General features: G+C 73.4%; 15 protein-coding genes. 2 read left to right on the forward strand and 13 right to left on the reverse strand.

Translation table 11 applies throughout. From position 1 onward, the window contains the following. Positions 1–173 precede the first annotated feature (173 nt). The 13 genes from galK to rsmI all read right to left on the reverse strand — a co-directional run bounded on the left by galK (position 174) and on the right by rsmI (position 16,402). Complete coding sequence (gene galK, locus BU197_RS20760) at positions 174–1,313, reverse strand: galactokinase (RefSeq protein WP_188269797.1); 1,140 nt, start codon at positions 1,311–1,313, stop codon at positions 174–176. Then, positions 1,310–2,290 carry a UDP-glucose 4-epimerase GalE gene (gene galE / locus BU197_RS20765; protein WP_188269798.1) on the reverse strand — a complete coding sequence of 327 codons (981 nt, stop codon included), beginning with the start codon at positions 2,288–2,290 and terminating at the stop codon, positions 1,310–1,312. Before galE ends, galK begins: the two co-directional genes overlap by 4 nt. Further along, a complete protein-coding gene (gene galT, locus BU197_RS20770) occupies positions 2,287–3,333 on the reverse strand; it encodes a galactose-1-phosphate uridylyltransferase (RefSeq protein WP_188269799.1) in 1,047 nt (348 codons plus the stop codon). The genes galE and galT overlap by 4 nt, the downstream gene beginning before the upstream one ends. Before the next feature lie 188 nt (positions 3,334–3,521). Then, on the reverse strand, positions 3,522–4,205 hold the full coding sequence (locus BU197_RS20775) for a response regulator transcription factor (RefSeq protein WP_188269800.1): 684 nt from the start codon (positions 4,203–4,205) through the stop codon (positions 3,522–3,524). Between the two features lie 212 nt (positions 4,206–4,417). After that, a complete protein-coding gene (locus tag BU197_RS20780; protein ID WP_188269801.1) occupies positions 4,418–6,394 on the reverse strand; it encodes a PQQ-binding-like beta-propeller repeat protein in 1,977 nt (658 codons plus the stop codon). A 13-nt stretch (positions 6,395–6,407) separates the two neighbouring features. Further along, positions 6,408–8,282 carry a PQQ-binding-like beta-propeller repeat protein gene (locus BU197_RS20785; RefSeq protein WP_188269802.1) on the reverse strand — a complete coding sequence of 625 codons (1,875 nt, stop codon included), beginning with the start codon at positions 8,280–8,282 and terminating at the stop codon, positions 6,408–6,410. Between the two features lie 112 nt (positions 8,283–8,394). After that, on the reverse strand, positions 8,395–10,200 hold the full coding sequence (locus tag BU197_RS20790) for an ABC-F family ATP-binding cassette domain-containing protein (protein ID WP_188269803.1): 1,806 nt from the start codon (positions 10,198–10,200) through the stop codon (positions 8,395–8,397). Between the two features lie 214 nt (positions 10,201–10,414). Next, positions 10,415–11,347: a 4-(cytidine 5'-diphospho)-2-C-methyl-D-erythritol kinase gene (locus BU197_RS20795; RefSeq protein WP_317452269.1), complete on the reverse strand. Its 933-nt coding sequence runs from the start codon at positions 11,345–11,347 to the stop codon at positions 10,415–10,417. Next, positions 11,344–12,216: a 16S rRNA (adenine(1518)-N(6)/adenine(1519)-N(6))-dimethyltransferase RsmA gene (gene rsmA / locus BU197_RS20800; protein WP_188269804.1), complete on the reverse strand. Its 873-nt coding sequence runs from the start codon at positions 12,214–12,216 to the stop codon at positions 11,344–11,346. Before rsmA ends, BU197_RS20795 begins: the two co-directional genes overlap by 4 nt. A gap of 347 nt (positions 12,217–12,563) precedes the next feature. Then, positions 12,564–13,688, reverse strand: a complete 1,125-nt coding sequence (locus tag BU197_RS20805) for a ubiquitin-like domain-containing protein (protein ID WP_317453400.1) — start codon at positions 13,686–13,688, stop codon at positions 12,564–12,566. Positions 13,689–13,996: 308 nt separating this feature from the next. Then, entirely contained in the window at positions 13,997–14,866 is an 870-nt protein-coding gene (locus BU197_RS20810; protein ID WP_188269805.1) for a TatD family hydrolase, read from the reverse strand. A gap of 99 nt (positions 14,867–14,965) precedes the next feature. Next, positions 14,966–15,376, reverse strand: a complete 411-nt coding sequence (locus BU197_RS20815) for a hypothetical protein (protein ID WP_188269806.1) — start codon at positions 15,374–15,376, stop codon at positions 14,966–14,968. A gap of 138 nt (positions 15,377–15,514) precedes the next feature. Beyond that, complete coding sequence (gene rsmI, locus BU197_RS20820) at positions 15,515–16,402, reverse strand: 16S rRNA (cytidine(1402)-2'-O)-methyltransferase (RefSeq protein WP_188269807.1); 888 nt, start codon at positions 16,400–16,402, stop codon at positions 15,515–15,517. Positions 16,403–16,454: 52 nt separating this feature from the next. Here rsmI and BU197_RS20825 point away from each other — a divergent pair, with 52 nt between their 5' ends. Both BU197_RS20825 and BU197_RS20830 read left to right on the forward strand, forming a co-directional pair. Next, positions 16,455–18,197, forward strand: coding sequence for a dolichyl-phosphate-mannose--protein mannosyltransferase (locus BU197_RS20825; RefSeq protein WP_188269808.1), 1,743 nt, complete (start codon positions 16,455–16,457; stop codon positions 18,195–18,197). Between the two features lie 126 nt (positions 18,198–18,323). Then, the gene (locus tag BU197_RS20830; protein ID WP_188269809.1) at positions 18,324–19,958 is read left to right on the forward strand and encodes a penicillin-binding transpeptidase domain-containing protein; all 1,635 of its coding nucleotides are present in this window, start codon (positions 18,324–18,326) and stop codon (positions 19,956–19,958) included. The last annotated feature ends 281 nt before the right edge of the window (positions 19,959–20,239 follow it).

Genomic DNA, 20,239 nt, shown 5'->3' on the forward strand with positions numbered 1-20,239 from the left:
GCGCCCCGCGCACGGCCGCCGCCGCGCGTTGACCGCTACCCCGCTTCCGGCGCCGTACCCGACCGGGTCTCGCCCCCTGAAAGCACCGGCCCCCACCGGCGCTGCCCCTCAGGGTAGGGGCGAGGCGCCCCGGTGGGGGCCGATTCACGGAACTGTCCGAACTCCTGCGGTCCTCAGAGGCGGCGCGCCCCCGCCGAGGGGACGGCGGGGAAGACCGCCGGAGGGGCGTACCCGGCCCCGGCGAAGGCCCCGGTCACGGCGGCGACGACCGCGTCCGCCCGGTCGGCCTCGACCAGGACGAGGGCCGAACCGCCGAATCCGCCCCCGGTCATCCGGGCGCCGAGCGCGCCCGCCGCGTTCGCCGAGGCGACCACGAGATCCAGCTCCGGGCAGGAAACCCGCAGGTCGTCGCGGAGGGAGGCGTGTCCCTCGGTGAGGACGGGGCCGACCGCCCGGGTGTCCCCCGCGTCGAGCAGCGCCATCGTCCGCGCCACGCGCGCGTTGTCGCTGACGACATGGCGGACGTAGCGGCGCACGGTCTCGTCGGCCAGCCGGTCGAGCGCCTCGGGCAGGCGTGCGGCTTCCACCTCGCGCAGGGACCGCACTCCGAGCGCCCGCGCACCCGCTTCGCAACCGGCGCGCCGCTCGGCGTACGCGCCGTCCCCGAGGGCGTGTTTCACCCGGGTGTCGACGACGAGCAGCCGCAGCCCCTCGCGGGCCGGGTCGAAGGGAACCTGACGGTACGACAGGTCCCGGGTGTCCAGATGGAGGGCGTGGCCCTCGATCGCGCAGGCGGAGGCCATCTGGTCCATCACTCCGCAGGGCACGCCCACGAAGTCGTTCTCGGCGCGCTGGGCGAGCCTGGCCAGTTCCGGCCGGGAGAGACCGAGCCCGAAGAGGTCGTTCAGGGCGAGCGCCACGACGACTTCGAGGGCCGCGGAGGAGGACAGGCCCGCGCCCGTCGGCACGGTCGAGGCCAGATGCACGTCGGCGCCCGTCACCGGATGCCCGGCCGCCCGCAGGGCCCAGACGACCCCGGCGGGATACGCGGCCCAGCCGCCGCCGGAGCGGGGTTCCAGGGCCGCGGCGTCCAGGTGGACGATCCCGCCGCCGACATCGGCCGAGTGCAGCCGCAGGACGCCGTCGGTACGGCGGGAGACGGCGGCGACGGTGGTGTGCGGCAGCGCGAGCGGCAGTACGAAGCCCTCGTTGAAGTCGGTGTACTCGCCGATGAGGTTGACCCGCCCGGGGGCGGCCCACAGCCCCTCGGGGGCGCTCCCGTAGAGGGCTTCGAAGGCGGCGGCGAGGCTCATGCGCCGTCCTTTCCGTGCCGCAGCAGGGCGAAGGCCCAGGCGTCGGCGACGACCTCCGCGAGGTCGGGGCGGGACGGCGTCCAGCCGAGGTGCTCGCGGGCGGTGTCGGCGGAGGCGACGAGGACGGCCGGGTCGCCGGGGCGGCGCGGGGCGGCGACCTCGGGGACGGGGTGGCCGGTGACCTTGCGGACGGTCTCGACGACCTCGCGGACGGAGAAGCCGTTGCCGTTGCCCAGGTTGCAGACGACGTGCCGGCCCTCGGTCATGGCGTCGAGCGCGAGGAGATAGGCCTCGGCGAGGTCGGCGACGTGGATGTAGTCGCGGACGCAGGTGCCGTCCGGGGTCGGGTAGTCGTCGCCGTACACCGAGATCGCCTCGCGGCGGCCGAGGGCGACCTGGAGGACCAGCGGGATCAGATGGGACTCGGGCTGGTGGCGCTCGCCGAGTCCGCCGTACGCCCCGGCCACGTTGAAGTAGCGCAGCGAGACGGCGGCCAGGCCGTGGGCGGTGCACTCGCCGCCGATCATGTGGTCCACGGCGAGCTTGCTGGCCCCGTAGGGGCTGGTGGGGAGGGTGGCGGCGGTCTCGGGGATCGGCACGACGGCCGGTTCCCCGTAGGTGGCGGCGGTGGAGGAGAAGACGAGGCGCCGCACCCCCGCCGTCCGCATGGCGGCGAGCAGGGCCATGGTGCCGCCGACGTTGTTCTCCCAGTACTTCTCGGGGTGCACGACGGACTCGCCGACCTGCGAGAAGGCGGCGAAGTGCAGGACTGCGTCGAAGGAGCCGTCGAGCAGGCGGGCGGAGTCCTGGACGCGTCCCTCGACGAACTCGGCCCCCGCCGGTACGGCCTCCCGGAAGCCGGTGGACAGGTCGTCGAGGACGACGACCCGGTGGCCGCGCTCCAGGAGGTGGGCGGCGACGACGCTGCCCACGTATCCGGCCCCACCCGTCACCAGGTACTTCTGCGGCTCGGTCATCCGATGCCCGCCACCTCTCGGAGTCGTCGGGCCGCGTCTTCCGGCCGGATGTCGTTCATGAACGCGCCCATGCCGGATTCCGTGCCCGCCAGGTACTTCAGCTTGCCGGAGGCCCGTCGGACGGTGAAAAGCTCCAGGTGCAGTCCGAAGTCCTCCCGCCGGGGGTCCGTGAACGGCGCCTGGTGCCAGGCGGAGATGTACGGCGTCGGCGGCTCGTCCGGGCCGAAGATCCGGTCGAAGCGCCTCAGGAGTTCCAGATAGACCCGTGCGAACTCCGCGCGGGCCGCGCCGTCGAGCGCGAGGAGGTCGGGGACCCGGCGCCGGGGGTGCAGATGCACCTCGTACGGCCAGTGGGCGGCGTACGGCACGAAGGCGATCCAGTGCTCGGTCTCCAGGACCACCCGCTCGCCTTCGGCGCGTTCGGCCTCGACGACGTCGTCGAAGAGGTTCCGGCCGGTCTCGGCCCGGTGCTCGTCGATGCGGCGGCGCATGGCGGCCGTCCGGGGGGTCACGTAGGGGAAGGCGTAGATCTGGCCGTGCGCGTGCGGCAGGGTGACGCCGATCTCCCGGCCCCGGTTCTCGAAGCAGTAGACCTGCTCGACGCCGGGGAGCGCGAAGAGCGCGGCGGTGCGGTCGGTCCAGGCGTCGAGGACGAGGGCGGCCCGCTCCTCGGTGAGGTCGGCGAAGGAGGCCGTGTGGTCGTCGGTGAAGCAGACGACCTCGCAGCGGCCGACGCCCCCGGAGAGCGAGGGGAAACGGTTCTCGAAGACCGCGACCTCGTACCCCTCCTCGGGGATCTCGCTCTCGTGCCCCGGCCGCGCCGGGCAGAGCGGGCAGGCGTCGGCCGGCGGGAGGTGGGTGCGGGTCTGCCGGTGCGAGGCGACGACGACGGGGTCCCCGGTGAGGGGGTCGCGGCGGATCTCGGAGCGGGAGACGACGGGGGCCAGCGTGCGCGGATCGACGGCGGTGCGGTCGGTGTCGTCCCGCGCGTCGTAGTAGATGAGTTCGCGCCCGTCGGCGAGTGTGGTGACGGTCTTCTTCACGGCGGTGCCCTCCGGGCGGACCAAACAGAACCACACACAAGGAATCACATTCGAACATCTCCGTCAACGGTGAACCCCGCCCACGCCACCGGACCGGGCTGAGACCGTCGAAGAGCGCCACGGGCCCGGACCCCGGACCACGGGCCCGTCGGGACGGGAGCCTGGGTGCGCCGGGCGTGCGCTCCGGCTCAGAAGGACCCGCGCGCCCCCGGCAGCGCCCGGTCGAGCAGTCCCGTACGGGCCGCCAGGGCCGCCGCCTCAAGGCGCGACCCCACCCCCAGCTTCATCAGGACCCGCTGCACATGCGTGCGCGCCGTGCTCGGCGCGATCCCCATCCCCGCCGCGATCACCCGGGTGTCCTCCCCCTCCGCGACCCGGACGAGGACCTCCACCTCCCGCTGCGTCAGCAGCCGCAGCAGCCGCTGCCCCTCGTCGTCCGGCTGCGCCGAGGGGTGCAGCAGCTCCGCGAAGGCCGACCTGAGCAGCTGCGGCGCCACCGCCGACTCCCCCGCCCGCGCCTTCACCAGCGCCCGCTCGACGCCCTCGATCCGCTCGTCGTGCCGCACGTACCCCGAAGCGCCCGCCGCGAACGCCGCCGCGATCCCGCGCGGCGACGGCACGGGACCGAGCACCACGACCGCCACCTGCGGCCGCTCCCGCTTGATCCGCACCACCGGGTCGAAGGCCCCCGGCGCGGCGGGCGCCGCCGTACCCAGCAGACAGACCTCCGGCGCGCGGTTCACCACCAGCTCCGCCGCACCCGCCACCGGCGCCGTCGCCGCGAGCACCCGATGCCCCCGCAGTTTCAGGGCCGAGGCCAGCGCTTCCGCGAGCAGGCGGTGGTCGTCCACCACCACGAGGCGTACGCCCATCCCGGTCTTCCCCCATCCCTTCGCGCCCGCCGTCCCCCGGCACGCCTGACCCGGCAAGGTACACGCTCCCCCGTCGGCCTTCGCCCCAACCCCGGTCGGATGCCCCCTCCCGGTACCGTTTTCCGCCCGTCCCGGTGACGGCGGAGGCACCCGGAAGACGCGCGCGGGCCCCTCCGGATCACCGGAGGGGCCCGCGTCGGGGGTCGCGGCCGTCAGGGCGTGACGGCGAAGGAGACCACCAGGTACTTCTTGTCCGTGGCGCCTTCCCTGGGCTTGCTGACCAGGTTGTCCGCGATGAACAGGCGCCCGTTCGCGTAGAGGAACTCGGAGCTGTTGAGGCTGACGCCGGTCTCCAGCTCGCGGATCGCCCGGTCCCCCGGGTTCTCCAGGAGAAGGGTCTCCTTCATCGTGCCCGCGTCGATGGAAACGATCCGGCCACCCTTGTCGTAGGGCGGTTCCTTGTACGCGATGAGGTCGCCGCCGTCCATCCGCAGCGGGACGTAGGTGTACTTGTCCCCCGCGTCCGCCTTCTCCGGCAGGGTCCTGCCGGTGGTCAGGTCGAAGGCGATGATCTCGTTGGTCTCGTCGCCGTACTCGCCGGTGGAGCCCTCGTGGTCCTCGGTCGGCACGTACAGACGCCCGTTGCCCACCAGGATCCGCTGGCAGGACTCGACCTTGGTGGCGCGGCAGCGCCCCGCGTACTGGTCGGCGTCGGCGGCGATCTTCACCTTGAGCTTCCCGGTCGCCTCGTCGATCGAGAAGAAGTCCGAGATGCCACTGCCGTCCCCGGCGGTGTCGCCGACGTCCGCCGCCACGACCAGCGGCTTGGTGGAGACCACGGAGGCGTACTTGACCCCGGTCGGCATCCGGTACTGCGAGCGCGGGGCGCCCGTCATCGGGTCGAGGTTCTGGATCAGGACGTACTGGCTGTCGTACGGGCCGCACTTGCGGACCGCGACCAGACCCTCGCCGCCGCCGTACCCCAGGTCGTCGCAGTTGTCCTTGTTGGCCTGCGGCTTCCAGCGCGGGTTGCCGTTGGCGATGTCGAAGGCGGCGCCGCCGTCGAGACCGCCGGCGGCGACCGTCTTGCCGCTGAGGGTGACCTCGCCGAAGCGGACCTTGCCGTCCCCGCCGGTGCCGCCGGTGACCGAGGTCGACCAGAGCAGCTTGCCGGAGTCCAGGTCGACCAGACCGACCTCGGTGCACGGCTCGTAGTAGCGCGGCGCGGTCCGCTTCTTCGCCTCGAAGAGGATCGCCGCCTTGCCGTCGGCGGTCTGGTGCCGGGAGGCTCCGCAGACCTGGCCGGTCAGCGGCAGCTTCCACAGGACCGAGCCCTTGGCCGGGTCGTAGCCGACGACCGAGTCGAGCCCGGACTTGGCGTACGTCTTGGCGGTGAGCCAGGAGCCGGACATGTCGGTGACGTCGGGGACCTTGGGGACCTCGACCGAGAAGGACAGCTTCGCCCTGGTGGCGGCGCCCGGCTTCTCCTTGCCGTCGCCGCCGACCCCGCCGCCGCCCTTCCCGCCGTCGCCGCCGGTGCCCTGCGAGGTGCCGCCCGAGCCCTTGGCGTCGGTGTTCCCGCCGTTCCCGCCGTTCTTGTCGCCGGAATTGGCGTACCAGATGCCCCCGCCGACGATCAGGACGACCGCGACGACCGCCGCGACGACGATCCGGAGCTGCGCCGACGGCTTCTTCCGACCCGCCGCGACGGGGACCGGGGCGGTCGGCTGCTGCCCGTACGCCTGCTGAGGCTGTGTCGGATAGCCGTAGGGGGCCTGCCCGTAGGGAGGCTGTCCGGGCTGGGGTGCCTGCCCGTAGGGGGCCTGCCCCGGCTGGGGCTGCTGCCCGTAGGGGGCCTGTCCGGGCTGCGGCGGCTGCCCGTAGGGGGCCTGCCCCGGCTGCGGCGGCTGCCCGTACGGGGGCGGCACGGGCTGCCCGTAGGGGGCCTGCGGCGGCTCTCCGTACGGCTGCTGGGGCTGCTGGGGCTGCTGGGGCTGCTGGGGCTGCTGGGGGTAGCCGTAGCCGGGCTCCGGCCGGGGCTGCTGCGGCGGGTAGCCGTACGCCGCCGGGTCCTGGCCCGGTGCGGGCTGCGGGTGGCCGTAGCCCGGCTCCTGCGGCGGGGGCGTCGGAGCGCCGAAGCCGCCTCGCGGGTCCGGGGGCTGGTTCGGCGGCGGGGGTGGCTGCGTCATCGGTCCTCGTACCTCACTTGCTGAACGCCATCATCGTCTTGACGAGCTTCTCTTCCTTGTCGTTCGCGGCGGAGACCCGTCCGCTGGCCACGACGAAGGTGCCGTCGCCGTAGGCGTAGCCCGGCTCGTAGAACGTGTCCTCGATCCGGGCGGTCGACTGCGGGTGCTGAAGCAGGATCTTCGGCGCGCCGCCGGTCGGGGCGAGGGTCGCGACCGCGCCGCCCTTGTCGTACGTGGGCTCCACGTACAGCAGGACCTCGGAGCCCTCCATCCGCAGCGGCGTCATCGTCTGCTTGTCCGGAGCCTTGGAGCGCCACTTGGCCTTGCCCGTCGACAGGTCGAAGGCGACGACCTCGTTGGCGGTGCCGTACGAGCCGCCGGTGGCCATGTAGAAGGTGTTCGCGTCGGCGGCGACACCCGTGCAGCCGTCCAGGTTCCGGCCGAAGATGACGAAGCCGCCGCCGCACGAGGGGGCGAACTTGTCCTTGCCGCCCTGGATCTGGGAGCGGAGCCTGCCGCCCGCGTCGAGCGCGAAGACGGTCCACTTCTTCTGCTCGCGCTGGGTGGCGGAGACCACGAGCGGGTCGACCGAGTAGACCTTGTCGACCTCCCAGTTCTCCTCCAGCCGGAAGGTGAACTTCGGCTTGCCGGTGGCCGGGTCGACCGCGCCGACCGCCTGGATCTTCTTGGTCGTGCTGCCCGAGGGGCAGTCCATGGCCGCGATCAGCCTGCTGCCGCCCGCGTAGGCGAAGGGCTTGCAGCCCTCCGCGGGGCCGGTGAACAGCTGCCGTCCGTCGGCGAGCGAGAAGCCGTACGCGCTGCTGGTTCCGGCGACGGTCAGCGTGTCGCCGCTGATGGCGAGGGTGTTGTCGGAGAACGCGAACAGGCCCTTGGGCTTGGGCACGGACTTCTTCCAGCCCGCCTTGCCGGTCTTCAGGTCGATCTGCTGGAGTTCGCCGCACTTGGCGCCATCCTTGGCGCTCTCCTCGTAGCCGAAGACCATGACGCCGTTCGGCGAGGGGTTCGCGGGGACCGCGCACAGCTTGAACGGCAGGTCCACATGCCACTTCGGGGAGCCGTCGGCGAGGCTGTAGCCGTCGACGCCCTTGTACATGGCCTTGACGACGGTGTCGCCGACGATCCACGGGCCGAAGACGTCGGCGCCGTTGCGCGGCAGGTCGACGTCGTTCGTCAGGAGCCAGTCGACCTTGGCCTCGCCGGGCTTGCGGCCCGCGTTGAGGTCCTCGTCGCCGCCCGCGCCGTCGCCCGAGCCGTCGCCCCGGTCCACCGGCTCCGAGGTCTTCGGCGCGGCGGAGGTGGTCGAGGCGGAGACGGTCGGCGCGGTGGCCGCCGGCTTCTCGTCGCCGCCTCCGACGACCGCCCAGGTGGCGACGGCGGTCACCAGGACCGCTCCGACGGCCACACCGGCCACGACACCGGTCCGGGCCTTGCGGGGACCACCGGGGCCGCCCGGGGGCGGCGGGGTCGGGGCGGCCGGGTACATCGGCTGGGTGGGCAGGCCGCCGTAAGGGTTCTGCTGCTGCCCGTAGGGGCCGGGCTGGGACCCGTACGGGCCGGGCTGACCCTGAGGGGGTCCGTACGGGCCGGGCTGGCCCTGCTGCGGGTACCCGTAGGGGCCGGGCTGCTGCCCGTAGGGGTCCGGCTGACCCTGCTGCGGGTAGCCGTATCCCGGCTGCGGCGGCTGGCCGGGGGCCTGCGGCGGCTGGCCGGGAGGCATCGGCGGCTGGCCGGGGGGCATCGGCGGGGTCCCGCCCGGGGTCTGCGGCGGCTGGCCGAAACCCTGGCCCTGGTCCTGGTGCGGGCCCTGGCCCGGGTCCTGGGGAGCCCCGAAGCCCCCCGGCGGCTGGTTGCTGGGCGGCTGGGTCATCTACGGTTCCCCCTTGGCGTGAGCGGCTTTACTTTCTACCACCGACGTGATGGCGCAAAAGCGACCGGTCCGCCCCTTGTACCCAAGGGAGGACCGGCCCGTGATGCCCTCGTTACGCGTCCTCGGCCAGTTCGAGCCAGCGCATCTCCAGCTCCTCGCGCTCACCCGCGAGTTCGCGGAGTTCCGCGTCGAGCTTCGCCACCAGCTCGAAGTCGGTGGCGTTCTCCGCGATCCTGGCGTGCAGCTTCGCCTCCTTGTCGGAGACCTTGTCGAGCTGCCGCTCCACCTTCTGGAGTTCCTTCTTCGCGGCGCGGGCGTCGGCGGCGGAGACGCCCGGCTTCGTCTGCGCGGGCGCGGCGGCGGGCGCGGGGGCGGCCGACTCCGCCGCCTTCCGGCGCCGCTCCAGGTACTCGTCGATACCGCGCGGCAGCATCCGCAGGGTCTGGTCGCCGAGCAGCGCCAGCGTCTTGTCCGTGGTGCGCTCGATGAAGAACCGGTCGTGGGAGATGACGACCATGGAGCCCGGCCAGCCGTCGAGGAGGTCCTCCAGCTGGGTCAGGGTCTCGATGTCGAGGTCGTTGGTGGGCTCGTCGAGGAAGAGGACGTTCGGCTCGTCCATGAGGAGGCGCAGCAGCTGGAGGCGGCGGCGCTCACCGCCGGACAGGTCGCCGACCGGCGTCCACTGCTTCTCCTTGCTGAAGCCGAACTGCTCGCAGAGCTGGCCCGCCGTCATCTCGCGGCCCTTGCCGAGGTCGACGCGGTCGCGGATCTGCTGGACGGCTTCCAGGACCCGCAGGGTGCCGGGGAGTTCGGTGACGTCCTGGGAGAGATAGGCGAGCCGGACGGTCTTGCCGACGGTGACGGTCCCGGCGGCGGGCTGGATCTCGCCCTGGCTGGTGGCCGCGTCGGCGAGCGCCCGCAGGAGGGAGGTCTTGCCCGCGCCGTTGACGCCGACGAGGCCGATGCGGTCGCCGGGGCCCAGCTGCCAGGTGAGGTGCCGCAGCAGGGTCTTGGGCCCCGCGGTGACGGTCACGTCCTCCAGGTCGAAGACGGTCTTGCCCAGGCGGGCGTTGGCGAACTTCATCAGCTCGGAGGTGTCGCGCGGCGGCGGCACGTCGGCGATCAGCTCGTTGGCCGCCTCGATGCGGTAGCGGGGCTTGGAGGTACGGGCGGGGGCGCCGCGCCGCAGCCAGGCCAGCTCCTTGCGCATCAGGTTCTGCCGCTTGACCTCCTCGGTGGCGGCGATGCGCTCGCGCTCGGCACGGGCGAAGACGTAGTCCGAGTAGCCGCCCTCGTACTCGTGCACCGTGCCGCGCTGCACGTCCCACATGCGGGTGCAGACCTGGTCGAGGAACCAGCGGTCGTGGGTGACGCAGACGAGCGCGGACCTGCGCTCCTGGAGGTGCTTGGCGAGCCAGGAGATGCCCTCGACGTCGAGGTGGTTGGTGGGCTCGTCCAGGACGATCAGGTCCTGGTCCTCGATGAGGAGCTTGGCCAGCGCGATGCGGCGGCGCTCGCCGCCGGAGAGCGGACCGATGACGGTGTCCAGACCGTTCTCGAAGCCGGGCAGGTCGAGCCCGCCGAAGAGCCCGGTGAGCACATCGCGGATCTTGGCGCTGCCCGCCCACTCGTGATCGGCCATGACGCCGATGACCTCGTGCCGGACGGTGGCCTTCGGGTCGAGCGAGTCGTGCTGGGTGAGGACCCCGAGGCGGAGCCCGCCGCTGTGGGTGACCCGGCCGCTGTCGGCTTCTTCGAGCCGGGCGAGCATCCGGATGAGGGTGGTCTTGCCGTCGCCGTTGCGGCCGACGACTCCGATGCGGTCGCCTTCGGAGACACCGAGCGAAACCCCGTCGAGGAGGGCGCGGGTGCCGTACACCTTGCTGACGGCCTCGACATTGACCAGGTTGACGGCCACGTTGACTCCTGTACGGGGTGATCGATCGACGTTCCAGGGTACGTCCCCGGACACCCCCTCCCCCGCGCTCCGGGGCGGGGCCCCGGGGTGCGGGCCCGCGCCCCCGGGGGTACGGGGCCCGTGCGGAGGCGTCGACCGGCCCGTGCGGAGGCTCGGCCGGTGGCCGGGGGCGCGGGCCGCCCGTGGGTCCCGGTCGTGCGAGGACCGGTTCCGGTCAGCCGGGGAGGACGACCGCTCCGGGGGCCGGGGAGGTCGCCGTGCGGGCCGTACGGCAGGTGCCGGAGGCGGTGAGGGCGGCGGCGACCGTCTCGGCGGACTCCGCGTCCTTCACCAGGAACGCCGTCGTCGGACCCGAGCCGGAGACCAGGGCCGCGAGGGCGCCCGCCGCCGTGCCCGCGGCCAGGGTCGCCGCGAGCGACGGGCGCAGCGAGAGCGCCGCGGGCTGGAGGTCGTTGGCGAGGGTGGCCGCGAGGGCGGTGGTGTCCCCGGTGCGCAGGGCGTCCAGGAGGGCCGGGGAGGCGGCCGGTACGGGGACCTCGACGCCCTCCGTGAGCCGGTCGAACTCGCCGTACACCGCCGGGGTCGAAAGCCCGCCGTCGGCGACGGCGAAGACCCAGTGGAAGGTGCCGCCGACCGGCAGGACCTCAAGGCGCTCGCCCCGTCCGGTGCCGAGCGCCGCGCCGCCGACCAGGCTGAACGGCACGTCGGAGCCGAGTTCGGCGCAGATCTCAAGGAGTTCCTCGCGCGAGGAGCCCAGGCCCCAGAGCGCGTCGCAGGCGAGCAGGGCGCCCGCGCCGTCGGCGCTGCCGCCCGCCATGCCGCCCGCGACCGGGATGTCCTTGACGATGTGCAGACGCACGTCGGGCGTGATGCCGTGCCGGGCGGCGAGGAGTTCGGCGGCGCGGGCGGCGAGGTTGGTGCGGTCGAGCGGCACCTTGTCGGCGTCGGGGCCCTCGCAGCTGACCGTGAGGCCTTCGGCGAGGGTCGCGGTCACCTCGTCGTACAGGGAGACCGCGAGGAAGACGTTGGCCAGGTCGTGGAAGCCGTCGGGGCGCGCCGCGCCGACCGCCAGCCGCACGTTGACCTTGGCGGGGACCCGTACGGTGACGCCGTTCGCGCCTTGACCGCTCGTGTCCTGGCCGATCACGCCTTGGCCTCCGCGATCCGGGCGAACTCCTCCACGGTCAGCGCCTCGCCGCGGGCCTGCGGTGAGATACCGGCCTTGACCAGGGCTTCCTCGGCCGCCGCGGGCGAGCCCGCCCAGCCCGCGAGGGCCGCGCGGAGGGTCTTGCGGCGCTGGGCGAAGGCCGCGTCGACGACCGCGAAGACCTCCTTGCGGGTGGCGGTGGTGGCGAGCGGCTCGGCCCGGCGGACCAGGGAGACGAGACCGGAGTCGACGTTCGGCGCGGGCCAGAAGACGTTGCGGCCGATGGATCCGGCGCGCTTCACCTCCGCGTACCAGTTGGCCTTGACCGACGGCACGCCGTAGACCTTGTTCCCGGGGCGGGCGGCGAGCCGGTCGGCGACCTCCGCCTGGACCATGACGAGCGTCCGTTCGATGCTCGGGAAGCGCTCCAGCATGTGCAGGAGGACGGGCACGGCCACGTTGTACGGCAGGTTGGCCACGAGCGCGGTCGGCGCCGGGCCCGGCAGCTCCTCGACGAGCATCGCGTCGGAGTGCACCAGGGCGAAGCGGTCGGCGCGGGCGGGCATACGGGCGGCGATCGTGGCGGGCAGCGCGGCGGCGAGGACGTCGTCGATCTCGACGGCCGTCACCCGGTCGGCGGCTTCCAGGAGGGCCAGGGTGAGGGAGCCGAGGCCGGGCCCCACCTCCACGACCACGTCGTCGGGCCGCACCTCGGCCGTGCGGACGATCCGCCGGACGGTGTTGGCGTCGATGACGAAGTTCTGGCCCTTCTGCTTCGTGGGGCGCACGCCGAGGACGGCGGCCAGCTCACGGATGTCGGCGGGGCCGAGGAGGGCGTCGGGGCTTTCGGGGCCGGTGGTGGTGCTCACTGGTACAGCCTACGGGGCCCGGCATGGCCCACGGGCCGGATGGCATGGGGCCGGGGCCTGCGGGGTGGGCGCGGGGGCTGTGGGGTGCGGGGCCTGGGGGGGCTGGGGGTGCAGGGGCTGGAGGTGCCGGGCCTGGGGGCGCCGGACCTGCGGATGCGGGGTCTGGGGCGCCGGACCTGCGGATGCGGGACCTGGCATGGGCCACGAGCCGGATGGCGCGGGCGAGGCCCACGGGGGGGCGCGTGACCTGGGGTCCGGGGTCCACAGGTGCGGGGCCTGAGGGCGCCGAGCCTGAGGGTGCCGAGCCTGCTCGTGCGGCACGGCACGGCCCGGCACGGCCCGGCCCCTCACCCGTACAGTCTCCGTCCGCAATGCGGCCACGGGCTCGCCCCTCTCCGCGCGTACAGCTTCTTCGCGCGGTGGGTCTGCTCGGTGGCGGGGGCGGCTCCGGCCAGGCCCGTGCCGCCGAGGGCCCGCCAGGTGGCGGGGTCGAGGCGGTAGAGCCCGCCGGGCGTCCCGCCGGGACCGGCCCCGGACGGCGGGCCGCCGGACTCGCAGGCGGCGAGCGCGGCCCAGTCGAGTCCGTCGGCGGCGGTGGCCGTGGCGGGCGGCGGGCGGGTGCCGATCCGCACCCGGCGGCTGACGGGCTCGCGGACCGGCTCCCCGTCGGCCGGCCGGGACCCGTAGGTGATCCGGCGCAGCCCGGCGGCGCCCTGCCGTTCGACCACCTCGGCCCCCACGGGCAGCCCCGGGTCGGGGATCCGCTCGACGGCGTAGGGCACGGTCTCGTCGCGGACCTGCCGGGAGCCGCTGATCCGCAGCACGGTCACCGTCTGGCCGTCGCGGGGGAAGGAGCCGGGGTCGGCGAAGGTGGTGTCCCGCCCGGTGAGGGTGAGGCCCGCCTCGGCGAGCGCCCCCGCGACGGTGGCGGCGTTCGTCCGGACGGTCCGCTCGCGCCCGTCGGCGAGGAAGGTGACGGACCGCTCGGTCCGTACGGCGAGCGCGAGACCCCTACGGGAGACGGCGGTGCTCCGGGAGACCGAGAGGTGGGCGCCCTCCGCGCGGACCCCGAGCCGCCGCAGCGCCTCCTCGACGGTCCTGCCGGTGGTCCATACCCGGCGGCGGCGCCCGTCCAGGGTGAGGGAGAGGGGACGCCCGTAACGGACCACGACCTCGTCGCCGCCGGTCAGGGGTACGGCGGGGGCGGGCGCCACGAGGTCGTGCGCCCCGACGGTCACCCCCTCGCGGGCGAGCAGTCCCCCGACGTCCCCGGCGAAGGTGCGCAGGGTGCGCGGAACGCCGTCGACGGTGAGCCGGACGGTCTTGTCGGCGGCGACGAAGGCGGTGGTGCCGCCGACGAGCAGGACGACGACGAGCCCCTGCGGGAGGAGGGCGCGCAGCCGTCGGCCGAGGAGGCGTGGGCCTGCGGGGCGCCGCCGCCCGGGGGCGGGCGCGGCCGGGGAAGTGCTCACGAGGCCCGGACTCTAGCCTCGACCGTCCCGGCCCCCTGGGTGACGCCCCGGAGAGGTCCCGGAGACATCCCGGAGACGCCCCGTACGCACCTGGACCGGCGGCCCCGGCGCCCCGCCCGGCTCAGGACCGGCAACCCTGGCGCGCCCACCTGTCTCAGGGCCGGCGGCCCCGGCGCCCCACCTGTCTCAGGACCGGCGGCCCCGGCGCCCCGCCCGGCTCGGGACCGGCAACCCTGGCGCGCCCACCTGTCTCAGGACCGGCAACCCCGGCGCCCCACCCGCACCGATACCGGGCGCCCCCGCCCGTCTCAGTAGTCGAAGGCCCGAGCCGTGTTCGTGGCGATCGCCCCGGCCATCTCCTCCTCGCCGATGCCCCGTACCTCCGCCATCGCCCGGAGGGTCACCGGGATCAGGTAGGGGGCGTTCGGGCGGCCTCGGAAGGGGGCCGGGGTGAGGAAGGGCGCGTCGGTCTCGACGAGGACGAGTTCCAGCGGGGCCACCGCGAGCGCGTCCCTTAGGGGCTGGGCGTTCTTGAAGGTGACGTTGCCCGCGAAGGACATGTAGTAGCCCTTGGCGGCGCAGATCTCGGCCATGGCCGCGTCGCCGGAGTAGCAGTGGAAGACGGTCCGCTCGGGGGCGCCCTCCTCGTCCAGGACGCGCAGCACGTCGGCGTGGGCCTCCCGGTCGTGGATGACGAGGGTCTTGCCGTGCCGCTTGGCGATCTCGATGTGGGCCCGGAAGGAACGCTCCTGCGCGGCGATGCCCTCGGGGCCCGTACGGAAGAAGTCGAGGCCGGTCTCGCCGACCCCGAGGACGTACGGGAGGGCGGCGAGCCGGTCGATCTCGGCGAGGGCGTCGTCGAGGGCCGCGTCGCCGCCGCCTTCCCGTACGCCCTGCCGGGCCACGCCCTCGGGGTCGCCCAGGACGATCCTCGGGGCTTCGTTGGGGTGCAGGGCGACCGCCGCGTGCACCCGCTCGTGGGCGGCGGCGGTCTCGGCGGCCCACCGGGAGCCCTTCACGTCGCAGCCCACCTGCACCACCGTGGTCACGCCGACGGCGGCGGCCTTGACGAGGGCCTCCTCGACGGTCCCGGACTGGAGGTCCAGATGGGTGTGCGAGTCCGCGACCTCCACCAGGAGGGGTTCGGGCAGCGGCGGCGGGGCGTCCTTGGCACTCATGGCCCCGATCGTACGAGGCCCGCCCCGCCCCGCGCTCGGGGTCGCCCCCGGGTCAGGCGCGACGCCGGAGCCGACGGCGCGTGCGGCGCCGGACCTCCGTCACGTACGGCGCCGGAAGGGATGCAGAAGGTCCGCCAGGTGCCAGTGGTGCGGCACCGGGGGCTCCCCCTCGGTGAGTTCCTGGCCGATGGGGCCGGACGGCGACACCGGCTTGGTCTCCTTGGCGCCACGCCGGTGCTTCTCCGTCGCCGCGATCAGGTCGAGCACGGACGACACCTGCCCCGCGCGCATGATCCGGACGACATGGCCGCCGCAGTTCATGCAGGTGGGACTGGACAGCGGCGACGGAACCCGCTCCCCGTCCGCCTTGTAGACGACGAACGCGTTGTGGGAAGCGTCGGTGTGGTGCTCGATCTCGTACGCCTGCTCCCAGCCGTATCCACAGCGCATGCAGGCGAAGGCGTAAGCCTCGTGGGCGACGGATATGCCGGTACCGGTGGTCTCACTCATGCCAGCTCCTCTCCACTGATCAGTGGACGCCTTTTCCGGCCGGAGCGCATCAGCGCGAGACGAACCATGGGAGGCTTTTGGCTCTTCCCTTGCCAACTGCCCTGCGGAGTGTCCCGGCACGGCTTTTCCCTTTGCTTTTCAGATTAGTCCTTTACCGTTTCCGGGGGACGCCGCAGCCGCGTTCTTTGCCGCCACGACGGCATCGAATACCTCCCGCTTGGGAAGCCCCGCTTCCGCCGCGACCGCCGCGATGGCCTCCTTGCGCCGCTCGCCCGCCTCCTCGCGCACCCGCACCCTGCGGACCAGCTCCTCCGCGTCGAGTTCGGCCGGTCCGGTCTCCGGGGCGCCCTCGACGACGACGGTGATCTCCCCGCGTACGCCCTCGGCGGCCCAGGCGGCGAGATCGGCCAGCGGACCCCGCTTGACCTCCTCGTACGTCTTGGTCAGCTCGCGGCAGACGGCCGCCCGCCGCTCCGCGCCGAAGACCTCGGCCATCGCGGCGAGGGTGTCGTCGAGCCGGTGCGGCGCCTCGAAGTAGACGAGGGTCCGGCGCTCGTCGGCGACCTCGCGCAGCCGCCCGAGCCGCTCGCCCGCCTTCCTCGGCAGGAAGCCCTCGAAGCAGAAGCGGTCGACGGGGAGCCCGGAGAGGGCCAGCGCGGTGAGCACGGCGGACGGCCCGGGGACGGCGGTCACCTTGATGTCCTGCTCGACGGCGGCGGCGACGAGCCGGTAGCCGGGGTCGGAGACGGACGGCATGCCCGCGTCGGTCACCAGGAGCACCCGGGCGCCGCCGGCCAGCGCCTCGACCAGTTCCGGCGTACGGGCGGACTCGTTCCCCTCGAAGTAGGAGACGACCCGGCCCGAGGTGTGGACGCCGAGCGCGCGCGTCAGTCCGCGCAGCCTCCGGGTGTCCTCGGCGGCCACGATGTCCGCGTTCTCCAGTTCGGTGGCGAGTCGGGGCGGAGCGTCCGCGATGTCACCGATGGGGGTCCCTGCGAGTACCAGCGTTCCTGTCACACCGCCCATCCTCGCAGCCCGGACAGGCGACGTGCGCAGGCGCGTTCCCTACGATGGCGCGGTGACCAGTACCGCACCCGAGGCCCTGGAGGGCCGGCACGCCGTGGCAGAGCCCTCTTCGTGGCAGCGACGGCTGCGGCGTTTCGGCTACGAACCGCCCGCCGGACGCACCGCACCCATCGGGCTGCGGGAGCGCCTCGTCCCTCCGTTCATCCGTCCCTCCGCCCGTGTCACGGCGCTGCTCGGGCTCTCTCCCGAGCGGGCCGAGCGACTCTGGCGGCTCTCCGCCTGGGGCGGTCCGCTCCTGGTCACGGCCCTCGCGGGGCTGCTCAGGTTCTGGAACCTGGGCAAGCCGCGCGCGGTGATATTCGACGAGACGTACTACGCCAAGGACTCCTGGGCCCTGATCAACCAGGGGTACGAGGGGGCGTGGCCGAAAGACATCGACAAGACGATCCTCTCCGACCCGGGCGCGGTCCTGATCCCGACGGACCCGGGCTATGTCGTCCATCCGCCGATGGGCAAGTGGCTGATCGGTCTCGGCGAGAAGATGTTCGGCTTCGAGCCGTTCGGATGGCGCTTCATGGTGGCGCTGCTGGGCACCCTGTCGGTGCTCATGATCTGCCGGATCGGGCGGCGCCTGTTCCGCTCGACGTTCCTGGGCTGTCTGGCGGGTCTGCTGCTCGCCGTCGACGGACTGCACTTCGTGATGAGCCGCACCGCCCTGCTCGACCTGGTGGTGATGTTCTTCGCGGTGGCCGCCTTCGGCTCCCTGGTCATCGACCGGGACTGGGCGAGACGGCGGCTCGCGGCGGCGCTCCCGGAGGACGAGGAGGGGGTCCTCCGGCCCGACGCGGAGATCGCGGAGTCCTTGCGGCTCGGCTGGCGCCCGTGGCGGATCACGGCCGGTGTGATGCTGGGCCTGGCCGCCGGCACCAAGTGGAACGGGCTGTACTTCATGGTCGCCTTCGGCCTCCTGACGGTGCTGTGGGACGTCGGCGCCCGCCGTACGGCCGGTGCGGTCCGCCCGCGCGTCGCGGTGTTCCTGAAGGACCTGGCCCCGGCGTTCGGGGCGGTGGTGCCGGTGGGCATCGCCGCGTACATGGCGACCTGGAGCGGCTGGCTCGCCAGTGACAAGGGCTACTTCCGGACATGGGCCGCCGACCAGGACAAGCTGAACGGCGGCGGCACCTGGAGCTGGCTGCCGGACTGGCTGCGCAGCTTCTGGCACTACGAGTTCGAGGTGTACAACTTCCACGTGGGCCTCACCTCGCCCCATGTGTACGAGTCGAACCCCTGGTCCTGGATCGTCCTCGGCCGCCCCGTCTCGTACTTCTACGAGTCCCCCGCCCCCGGCGTGAACGGCTGCCCCGCCGACGCGAAGGAGAAGTGCGCCCAGGAGATCCTGGCCCTCGGCACCCCGCTCCTGTGGTGGACCGCCTGCATCGCCCTCCTGTACATCCTGTGGCGCTGGGCCTTCCGCCGGGACTGGCGCGCGGGCGCCATCGCGTGCGCCGTGGCGGCGGGCTGGGTCCCCTGGTTCCACTACCAGGAACGCACCATCTTCTATTTCTACGCCGTGGTGTTCGTTCCGTTCCTCTGTCTGGCGGTGGCCATGATGCTGGGCGCGATCGTCGGCCCGGCAGGCTCGTCGGAAAGACGCCGTACTTTCGGCGCGGTGGCGGCGGGCTGCATCGTCCTCCTCATCATCTGGAATTTCATTTATTTCTGGCCCATCTACACGGGAACGCCGATTCCACTGGATCAGTGGCGCGGGCGGATGTGGCTGGACACCTGGGTGTGACGGGTGCGGCGGGCGGGGCGGATGCGAGGCGTACGGCGGGTGTGACTGATATGCGGGAAGTCGCTCGACAGGCGTTCGCCCCGGCTGCTTGACTCGAACGTCCACCTGGGGAGGGGAGGCGCAGCCATGCGCAGTGGAGCCAAGGTCGCGATCGTCGGGAGCGTCTTCGCCGTCGTGGCGGGCGGGGTCGGCTACGGGGGCTGGAACCTCTGGAACGGGGTCACCGGAGGCGACTCCACGGGGACCACGAGCGCGAACGCCCCGAAGACCGGGCCCCTCACCGCCGAGGAGACCACCGCCGTCGCCAAGGACTTCCTGGCCGCCTGGGCGGCGGGCGAGTCCGATCAGGCCGCGCAGTACACCAACGACCCGGTCACGGCGGGCCCGGCGCTCACCGCCTTCCAGGGCGGCGCCGGGATCACCAGGGCGGTGATCACCCCTGGCCCCCCGGCCGGTACGAAGGTGCCGTTCACCGTCCGGGCCACGGTCTCCTACGAGGACGTCTCCAAGGAGCTGGCGTACTCCTCCCAGCTGACCGTGGTGCGCGGGCTCAGCACCGGCCGGCCGCTGGTGAAGTGGGCGCCGACGGTGCTCCACCCCCGGCTCACCGCGAACGCCACCCTGCGCACGGGGACGGCGAAGACCGCCGCCCTGAAAGCCCTGGACCACGAGGGCGTCGAGCTGTCCCCGGAGAAGTACCCCTCCCTCGCCCCCGTCCTCGACACGCTGCGGCAGCGGTACGGCTCGCAGGTCGACGGGACCTCCGGCATCGAGACCTGGATCGACTCGGGCAGCGAGACCGTCCCCGACACCACCCTCCTCGTCCTGCGGAAGGGCAAGCCGGGGGTGCTCAGGACGACCATCGATGCGGACGTGCAGGCGGCGGCGGAGAAGGCCGTGCAGGCCTACGGCCAGGCGGCGGTGGCGGCCGTCGAGCCGTCGACCGGGGCGATACGGGCGGTCGCCAACAGCCCGGCGGGAGGCTTCAACACGGCCCTCCAGGGGGCGCAGGCCCCCGGCTCGACCATGAAGATCGTCACGGCGACGATGATGATGGAACACGGTCTGGCGATGCCGGACAGCAAGGTCGAGTGTCCGCCGTCGGTCCCGTGGGACGGGCGCACCTTCCACAACCTCGACGACTTCAAGATCGATGACGGCACCCTCTCCGACGCCTTCCGCCGCTCCTGCAACACCGCCTTCATCAAGGCGATCGGTCCGCTCAACGAGAAGGGGATCGAGGGGACGGCGCTCGGCGACACCGCCAGTCGCTACTTCGGCATCGGCAAGGAGTGGAAGATCGGCGTGCCGTCCGCCGACGGCAGCGTCCCCGCCTCGGAGTCGGCCGAGACGGCCGCCTCGTACATCGGCCAGGGCAAGATCACGATGAGCGCCCTGAACGTGGCCTCGCTCTCCGCGACCGCGAAGAACGGCGCCTTCCTCCAGCCGTACCTGGTGGCGCGGAAGCTGGACGACCGCCCGTTCGCCGAGGCCGACCCGCTCCCCACCCGGATCGCCTCGGGGCTGCGCCGGATGATGCGCGAGACGGCGGTCAACGGCACGGCGGCGCAGGCGATGGCCGGGGTCCCGTCCCCCAAGGGCGCGAAGACCGGCTCGGCGGAGGTCGACGGCAACGCCACCTCGAACAGCTGGTTCACCGGCTACTCGGGCGACCTGGCGGCGGCGGCGGTCGTCCAGGAGGGCGGCCACGGCGGCGACTCGGCGGGGAAGGTCGTGGCGCGGGTGCTGAAGGCGGGGTAGGGGCGGGGCGGCGTGGGGGCCGGGGTGCGGGGTGCGGGTGGGGCCGGGGCCGGTGCCCACCGGCCGGGTCCCCGGGACCGTAAGTGGGTCGCTTGCCCCCTACACCGACCGCTACGGTGCTGGCCATGACGGCTGAGAACACCGAAAGCGCGGGCGCGGCAGGCACAGGCGACGCGACCGCTTCCCCCACCTCTCCCGCTTCGCCCACCTCGCCCACCTCTCCCGCTTCGCCCACCTCGCCCACCTCTCCCGCTTCCCCCACCTCGCCCACCTCTCCCGAC

The organism is Streptomyces sp. CBMA291, assembly GCF_014596525.1.
In the GTDB taxonomy this organism is placed as follows: Bacteria; Actinomycetota; Actinomycetes; order Streptomycetales; family Streptomycetaceae; genus Streptomyces.